Source organism: uncultured Acetatifactor sp., assembly GCF_948601915.1.
In the GTDB taxonomy this organism is placed as follows: Bacteria; Bacillota; Clostridia; order Lachnospirales; family Lachnospiraceae; genus Acetatifactor.
This window is the reverse complement of the sequence record NZ_CAPDXS010000203.1, coordinates 1-7,489: the sequence shown is the minus strand read 5'-3', so window position 1 is coordinate 7,489 and position 7,489 is coordinate 1. Positions and strand designations below refer to the sequence as shown.

At 52.6% G+C, this 7,489-nt stretch carries 9 protein-coding genes; 7 read left to right on the top strand and 2 right to left on the bottom strand.

Going from position 1 to position 7,489, the window contains the following annotated elements; translation table 11 throughout:
• Positions 1–147: 147 nt before the first annotated feature.
• The 5 genes from Q2B33_RS22390 (at position 148) to Q2B33_RS22370 (ending at position 3,935) form a co-directional block, all read left to right on the top strand.
• On the top strand, positions 148–303 hold the full coding sequence (locus Q2B33_RS22390; RefSeq protein WP_300815600.1) for a hypothetical protein: 156 nt from the start codon (positions 148–150) through the stop codon (positions 301–303).
• 150 nt (positions 304–453) lie between these two features.
• Positions 454–972, top strand: a complete 519-nt coding sequence (locus Q2B33_RS22385; RefSeq protein WP_300565266.1) for a radical SAM protein — start codon at positions 454–456, stop codon at positions 970–972.
• Positions 973–1,520: 548 nt separating this feature from the next.
• Positions 1,521–1,925, top strand: a complete 405-nt coding sequence (locus Q2B33_RS22380; RefSeq protein WP_300565264.1) for a DUF6483 family protein — start codon at positions 1,521–1,523, stop codon at positions 1,923–1,925.
• A gap of 178 nt (positions 1,926–2,103) precedes the next feature.
• Positions 2,104–2,868: a nucleoside phosphorylase gene (locus Q2B33_RS22375; RefSeq protein WP_300565262.1), complete on the top strand. Its 765-nt coding sequence runs from the start codon at positions 2,104–2,106 to the stop codon at positions 2,866–2,868.
• 47 nt (positions 2,869–2,915) lie between these two features.
• Complete coding sequence (locus Q2B33_RS22370; protein WP_300565260.1) at positions 2,916–3,935, top strand: nucleotidyltransferase domain-containing protein; 1,020 nt, start codon at positions 2,916–2,918, stop codon at positions 3,933–3,935.
• A gap of 105 nt (positions 3,936–4,040) precedes the next feature.
• Here Q2B33_RS22370 and Q2B33_RS22365 read toward each other — a convergent pair whose 3' ends face one another.
• Both Q2B33_RS22365 and Q2B33_RS22360 read right to left on the bottom strand, forming a co-directional pair.
• Complete coding sequence (locus Q2B33_RS22365) at positions 4,041–4,400, bottom strand: YccF domain-containing protein (protein ID WP_296465744.1); 360 nt, start codon at positions 4,398–4,400, stop codon at positions 4,041–4,043.
• A 67-nt stretch (positions 4,401–4,467) separates the two neighbouring features.
• Positions 4,468–5,742 carry a DUF4317 domain-containing protein gene (locus Q2B33_RS22360; protein ID WP_300565257.1) on the bottom strand — a complete coding sequence of 425 codons (1,275 nt, stop codon included), beginning with the start codon at positions 5,740–5,742 and terminating at the stop codon, positions 4,468–4,470.
• 190 nt (positions 5,743–5,932) lie between these two features.
• Between Q2B33_RS22360 and Q2B33_RS22355 the strand changes: the two genes are divergently transcribed.
• Together Q2B33_RS22355 and Q2B33_RS22350 are read left to right on the top strand one after the other, a co-directional pair.
• Complete coding sequence (locus Q2B33_RS22355; RefSeq protein ID WP_300565255.1) at positions 5,933–6,148, top strand: hypothetical protein; 216 nt, start codon at positions 5,933–5,935, stop codon at positions 6,146–6,148.
• Entirely contained in the window at positions 6,138–7,193 is a 1,056-nt protein-coding gene (locus Q2B33_RS22350) for a tetratricopeptide repeat protein (RefSeq protein WP_300769562.1), read from the top strand. The genes Q2B33_RS22355 and Q2B33_RS22350 overlap by 11 nt, the downstream gene beginning before the upstream one ends.
• Positions 7,194–7,489: the final 296 nt, after the last annotated feature.

Genomic DNA, 7,489 nt, shown 5'->3' with positions numbered 1-7,489 from the left:
GCGGCGGACTGCTATCCGCTGCCGGATGAGAAGGATACGGTGGTGGAGATTTATCTGAAAGAAGAGTAGGGCAATAGGAAGGAGCTGCCGGATTATGGGATTTTGAATCCTGAATCCGGTGGCTCCTTTTTTGTTTTACCCTCAAGTTTGGGATACGGAGCCATAGCAAAAGAAGCCGGGCTGACCAAGGATGCGGTGGTAGCGTTCTACAGGAGGAATGGGCTGACCGGGAACATGACGGGGAAAGCACCGGAGGGAACCGGCAGCCGCTGTAAAGAGTGCGGGACGGCACTGGTGTCGTAGCTTACCTCTGTTTTGGCGGATTAGCAAGTGGAAAAATACTGCAAGAGAGATAAAAGGAGAGTCCGAGTTGAGGGAAATGATGCGGCTGCGGAAGATGAAAATAAAGGAGAAAGAAAATGCCGGAAAATGGCAGCTTAAGAAGCTCGGGCGATGGGGATAAACGGGCTGACCATCGGGACGGAGAGCGGCGACGACGGCACGCTTGCCCTGGCGGGCAAGGGATATACGGCGGCTGACATACTGGAGCAGTGCTGGAAGCTGGACGAGGCGGGGATTGAATATTATTTCGTCTACATGACCGGGCTTGCGGGGAAGGGCAGAGGGTACTGGAATGCGGTGAACAGCGCAGAGCTGTTCAGCTGGCTCAACCCTTATTTTATCTTGGTGGATTCTCTGACGCTGTTCCCGGATACGGAGCTGTACCGCATGGAGCAGGAGGGGCAGTTCACACCTGCCGGGGAGAAGGAGCGCCTGGAGGAACTACAGGTATTCATCAGAAATCTGCAGATACGGACGCACCTGTTTGCCGACTCCAGTTCAAATTTTTACCCGGTCACCGCCTATCTGCCGAAGGAGCGGGATTCGGTGGCCAGCGAACTGCAGCACATCATAAATACGGTAAGGGAGGAGGAAATGGCACAGTGCCGCAGGAACCTGAAATCTTTATGATAATCCTACAAAAGCTAACCGCCGCACCATGTGATGCGGAAAAGTTGCAGGCGGTGGTGATGTTATAAGCTTTATAGTCATTTCGTGCAATTTATAGTAATGTGGTGCAATCGTGGTTTGGAATGTGGGTTTATCCGCCGATGCATTTTATATGCTGTCTTACAATCGAAGCTGTCGGATTCCCTCCGGGAGAGGATTACGGAATACGCCAGAGAGGATGCGGCGCAGAACATCCATATGGGAAATAAGTTTCCTGCCCTGCGGAAAAGGGAGTCGCCAAAGTAGCGCCAGACAGGACGGCGCTGATGGAAAAAGCGGACAGGAAGAAGATATGGGCTCCATCGTCCATACTGCGAACCTGAATCCCGATGCCCGTGGGGAACCGGATGACACCGGTTCCCCTGTTTATTTCCGTGCGCTTTTAAGATTTATTACATTTTAGGAAAATTTAATAAAAAACCTGACAGGAATATGATAGAATCAGCCATATGAAATTTCTTTTTTGAAATTTTCTGCATGATAGAATATATGCAGAAAGGAGCATCTATGTGTTTGAGCAGGATTATATCATAAGACTGATAAAAGAAATGATACGTGCCATATTGAAGCTGCTTTTCCATATGGATACCGACAATCCCAATAAAGATTTACTGGAGGAAAAAGAGGGCCGGGACATGCTGGAAAAGCTATTGGATATGGTCGATAATGGGGACATTAACGAAGCTGAAAACCAGATATACGATATGACGTCTGATAACAATATGGTAAATCTGGAGGTGGCGCTGCTGTTTTATTCTTATCTCAATGAGAAAGAGGATGATTTTTTACAGAAGAATGATTTCAGCCGGGACGAGATAAAATCAGGCCTGAAAGAACTGATATCCCGATACGGATTAACGGGAATGGCAGAAATCTTTCTGTCAGAAACTTCCCCGAACTGCCAGCCGCCCTGAAACGATGGCGATGAAACAATTGTATTGATGATATGATTGTGTCATCGTGTTTTTATAGTGTCAATAGTGGGGCAGAAAATGAGACAAATCTTGAAAAATGTATCATGAGAATAAAAAATTGCTTTTTCCCCGGAAAAGATTTATAATCAAAAGAACCAAAACACAAGGAGGAGAAGACATGATCACAGAAGCATTTGACAATCAGTCCCCGGCAATCATCAATCCCCAGATAAGAGAAAACACACCGCAGGTCGATGCATGCATCCTGACCTTTTCCCATGTGATTGAAAAGTTTGTGCTGGAAAACTATGACTGTAAGCAGATCGCGTCATTTTGTTTCGCGACGGGCAATACACCGATTTATTGTATTTCATATAAAGGAAAGAAATTTGCGTTTTACAAAACCTATGTGGGGGCGCCCGCGTGTGTGTGCACGGTGGAGGACACCCTGGCGGAAATAAAGACGGACAAATATATCGTATTCGGCGGCGCGGGCTGTCTGAATAAGGAAATCGCCCATGGAAAGGTCATGATACCGACGCAGGCCTATCGGGATGAGGGCACATCCTACCACTATGCGCCTGCATCGGATTATGTCACGGTCAGGAATGCGGACATTGTCGCCGCTTTTATGGAGGAAAACGGCATCCCTCATGTGAAGGGCAAGACGTGGACCACCGATTCGTTCTACAGGGAGACCGTCAACAACTTCCAAAAGCATAAAGCCGACGGCTGCATTTCGGTAGAAATGGAGTGCGCCGCATTACAGGCCATGTGTGATTTCAGAGGCCTGAACCTGTACACGTTCTTTACAAGCGGCGATCTCCTTGACGCACCCAAATGGGATACAAGGCGAAAGGAAGGGCAGACGAAAGGCACCCAGCACGATACAGGGCATTTCGACATCGCCCTGGAACTGGCCCGGTATGTTGCGGGAGCGTGAAGGATAAAAGGAAGATGAGCACGGGATGACAGGCGGGGGATGCAGAGATGGAATACTGGGAGATTTTGCGGCAAAGGGAATATGGCTTTATCGAGACCAATGAGCATCTGGGCAGGCATGTGATGCTTCTGGGACTGGCTGGCAGCTACTCTTACGGAACCAATATCCGGACGAGCGACATTGACATCAGGGGAATTGCTTTGAACCAGAAATCGGATTTGATCGGCCTTACCCGGTTCGAACAGTATGTGGATGAGGACACCGACACGGTGATTTATGGATTCAATAAGGTCGTGGGGCTTCTGCTTAGCTGCAATCCCAATACCATAGAGCTTTTGGGCCTGAAGCCGGAGCATTATCTGTACCTCAGTGATATCGGGCGGCTGCTTTTGGATAACAGGCGGCTGTTCCTCTCACAGAGGGCCATTCAGTCCTTTGGCGGATACGCGGACGCGCAGCTTCGCAGACTGCAGAACGCGCTTGCCAGGGACACTTTCCCTCAGACGGAAAAGGAGCGGCATATCTTCAATTCTGTAAGGAGCGCGATGCATGATTTCAACCATCGTTATGGGCGTTTTGAAAACGGCAGCCTGGAATTATACATCGACAAAGCCGTGAATCCGGAGCTTGAGACGGAAATCTTCGTCAATGCCAGCATGACCCATTATCCCCTCAGGGATTACTGCGGCATGTGGAATACAATGGCTAATGTGATCCGGGACTATGAGAAAGTCGGTAAGCGGAATAAAAAGAAAGACGACCTGCATCTGAATAAACATGCCATGCATCTGATCCGGCTGTTCATGATGGCGCTGGACATTCTGGAGAAAGGTGAAATCAATACTTACAGGGAAAAAGAGCATGGGCTTCTGATGGATATCAGATTCGGAAAATACCGGAAGGAAGACGGAGCATTTCATGAGAGCTTTTATGAGATGCTCTCGGATTTCGAAAAGAAGCTGCACTATGCCGCGGAACATACGGACTTGCCAGAAGAGCCTGATATGGCAAAGGTGCAGGAGCTGGTGATGGCCATTAACGAAAGGGTGGTTCGCGATGAGATATGAGGGTTTTGAGGGACCGGTGGAGGAGCTGGTCCTTCTCAAAATAATTCAGAAGACTGGCATGGGGCGGCTGACAGGCGCGGCTGTTCTTCCGCAGGGGCGAAACGGCTAACGGACCGTAGCCCCGAAGGGCATCAGCGCAAGCTTCGCAATCTTGAAGCACTGCAGCCCGAACGGGATTCCGATAACCGTGCAGCACAGGATTACGCCGTTCAGCGCTGCGGCCGCGGCCAGCGGGATGCCGCTTATTACCAGCCACAGGATATTGGCGAGAAGGGAGATGGCCCCGCCCCCGTATTCGATTTCCTTTCCAAAGGGAAAGAAGGCCAGGGAGGCGAATTTGAAGCACTGCGTCCCGATGGGGATGCCGATGATCGTAATGCACCACAGAATGCCCGCAACCATCCAGCAGAGCCCCTGCCATAACCCTCCGCAGATAAACCAAATCAGATTTCCCAAACAGCCCATATGTTTCTCCTCCGCAAGCGCTTTTATGATGTATTATATGCATTCCATGTACTTTGTGCCGTCTGAATTATGATATGTCATCCGTTTCATCCGGCCCTATGCCCTGTCCGCCGGCCGTCCGCACTGTAATCCCGTTGACTACAATTCCGCCGTCAAGCGCGATTACCAGACATTCCCGGCCGTCTATCTGCCTGGTCTCAATCAGGTTCGTGCGATCCGGCTTGACCTTGATGACGATGTCCGGGGTCTTGACCTCGAAGGAGCGGGTCTCCATGATATTGTTCATGAGCAGGGAGGTGCTCTCCCCGGCAGTCTCGTCATAGTGCCTGTCGAACTCCGACAGCTTCTCGTTGGCCACGCCGCTGTCCGCCAGGATGGTCTTGACCTGGGTCTTATCCAGGACCACAGGCTCCGGGGCCTCCTTGTTCTCCTGGGCAAGCTCCGTGAACCGCTCGTGGATATCCCTCACCATCTCGATGCTGCAGTCCTCCCCCAGGGTATCCTCGATCAGCGTCTGGAAGGTCTCCTTCTGGTCTCCCGCGGACAGGGGCAGGGGACAGCCGAAGAGCCTGTCAACGAAGCCCTCCTGCAATTCCTCGGGATTCTTGGAATAGTAGAGCAGGCTGTGGATGTCCGCGCTCCGGTCATTGAAGGAGGGGAACAGGAAGCCTGTGTCCGGCAGGGACACCACCCAGTCCCTGACCCGGTTCTGGAAGGCGTTCTCCTCGGGATTGTAGCTTAAGCCCGGCTTGGACAGCTCCACCGGGCAGATGCAGGCGAGTATGTACTCATATATCTCGTCCGAGGCATCCTCCATGTCCATCCCGTCGGAAGCCCTGCCGGGCACATCGTAGACATCGTGCACCAGCAGGATCAGGTAATTGCCTACAAATTCGTAGTTCTCTATGATGCGGTCGAAATATTCCTCCAGCAGGGCGTCGTCCTTGAGCTTGCTGTCCCGGAGCCTCAGCAGGAGGCCGTGTGCGTTCAGGGCATCGGCGGCCGAGCCGTTTCCCAAGCCGGTGCCTTCCGGGGCCGGGCCCTCTGCCGTGGTCTCCGGGGAATCCGCCGCCAGGCCGTCCGCAGCCGCCCCGTCCCCCGTCCACTCTGCGGACAGCGGGAACTCCAGGTTCAGCAGGTTCTTGCCCAGGGTGCCGGAAAGGGCCTTGCGCAGAATCTCGAAATATTTGAACATCTCCTCCTCCGGCAGCGCCAGAAAGGCCTGGCCGAAGAGGGCTTTCTTATTCTTCTCTCCGTCCACGTAGCAGCCGCAGATGCGGGTGATGGAGCAGTTCTTCGGTGTGAGGAGCTTCTTGATTTCTGATATTTCCTGTTTTGTCATGACTTTACCTCCTTGCCTATGTTAAAGGTCACAGGCATCGGCCACCTTGCGGGCCTGTGAATACAGTATATACCAAAATTTTCGAATGGGCAAGCACACAAATGGGTTGTGGCAGGGGAAATCTTGTGTTACTATGAATGTGTGCCGCTTTCAGAGGGCGCATCCGAAGAAAAGCATCTGGAAGGAAATCATGCACATAGGAGTGGGCGGAGCTGTCCGCAAGGCGGACCGGGATCCGGGAAAGGACAGGAAGAGGATTATGGCAAAAGACGGGAAGGAATTCAAGGGAAAAGGCTTCATCGCGGAATTCAGGAAATTCATCACCAGAGGGAATGTGCCGGACATGGCAGTGGGCGTGAGATGCCCTCATTGCACTTCGCATCTGGAGGAGAACCATGCGGCTTAAGGAAAGCGGAAGAAGAGGGCTTGGCCTGGGGCTTGCGGCAGCCTTGGCCATGGCGCTGTGCGGCTGCGGCGGCAGCGGAGAGAGGACTCAGGGTGCCGTACAGATGATCGGCGAGCTGAATTATGAGGGCGCCCTGGAGCAGCTGGAGCTGGCGGAGGAGAACGGGGAGAACATGCGCCTGGTGGACAGGGCCAGGGGGATTGCCTATATGGGGCTCACGGATTATGAGCAGGCGGCTGTCTGCTTCGAGGAGGCCCTCGGGGGCAGCGACGGTCTGGTGCAGGACGTGGACTTCGACCTGAACCTCTATCTGGCGGCCGCTTATACCAAGAGCGAGAGGTACAGCGAGGCCGAGGACATCTATGACGCTGTGCTGGCCCTGCGCCCGGGGGAGAAGGATGCCTATTTCCTGCGTGGGAACGTGAGGATGGTGCAGGGGAATTATGAGGGCGCAAAAGAGGACTTCGACAAAGTCGTCTCCATGGATCCGAAGAATTACGACAGACTGATAGAAATCTATCAGGTGCTGGATTATTTCGACTACGGCGAGACGGGCAGGGAGTATCTGCAGACGGCGCTGGCCTCCGGCGACAAGGACATGGACAAGTACGCCAGCGGACGGATTCATTATTATCTGGGAGAGTACCAGAGCGCATATCTGGATCTGGAGGAGGCCAGGGAGAAGGGCGGTGTGGAGAGCTATCTGTACCTGGGCAAATCCTATGAGGCCACAGGGGATTACAACTACGCCTCCAATGTCTACAACAGCTACCTGGAAAAAAACGAGGGCAATGCCGAGATCTATAACCAGCTGGGGCTCTGCGAGATGGCGAAGGGGGAGTACAGAAAGGCCCTGGACGCGTTCCAGGCGGGCATGCAGCTCCAGAACGTGACCATGATGCAGACCCTGTCCTTCAACGAGATCGTGGCTTATGAGTATCTGGGGGACTACCGCCAGGCCAGCATCCTGATGGAGAATTATCTGAAGAACTATCCGGATGATGCACAGGCGAAGAGGGAGTACGAGTTCCTGTCCACCAGATGACGATGGAAGGATAATAAAAAATATACCAAAGAAAAAGCATCGGGTTTCCCCGATGCTTTTTGTCATCTGGCTCCACAGGAGCGATTAGCCTACTACGGTTACGTTGGTAGCGCGAATCTTGCTGCTGTTCTGAGGGTCGCACTCGGTGTCGAAGGTAACCTTCTGGTTTTCCTCCAGGGACTTGAAACCGTCCGCATTGATAGCCGAGAAATGTACGAATACTTCCTCTCCGGTCGCATCGTTGGTGATGAAACCGTAACCCTTCTGAGATCGGAAGAGCGTCGTGTAGGGAAAGA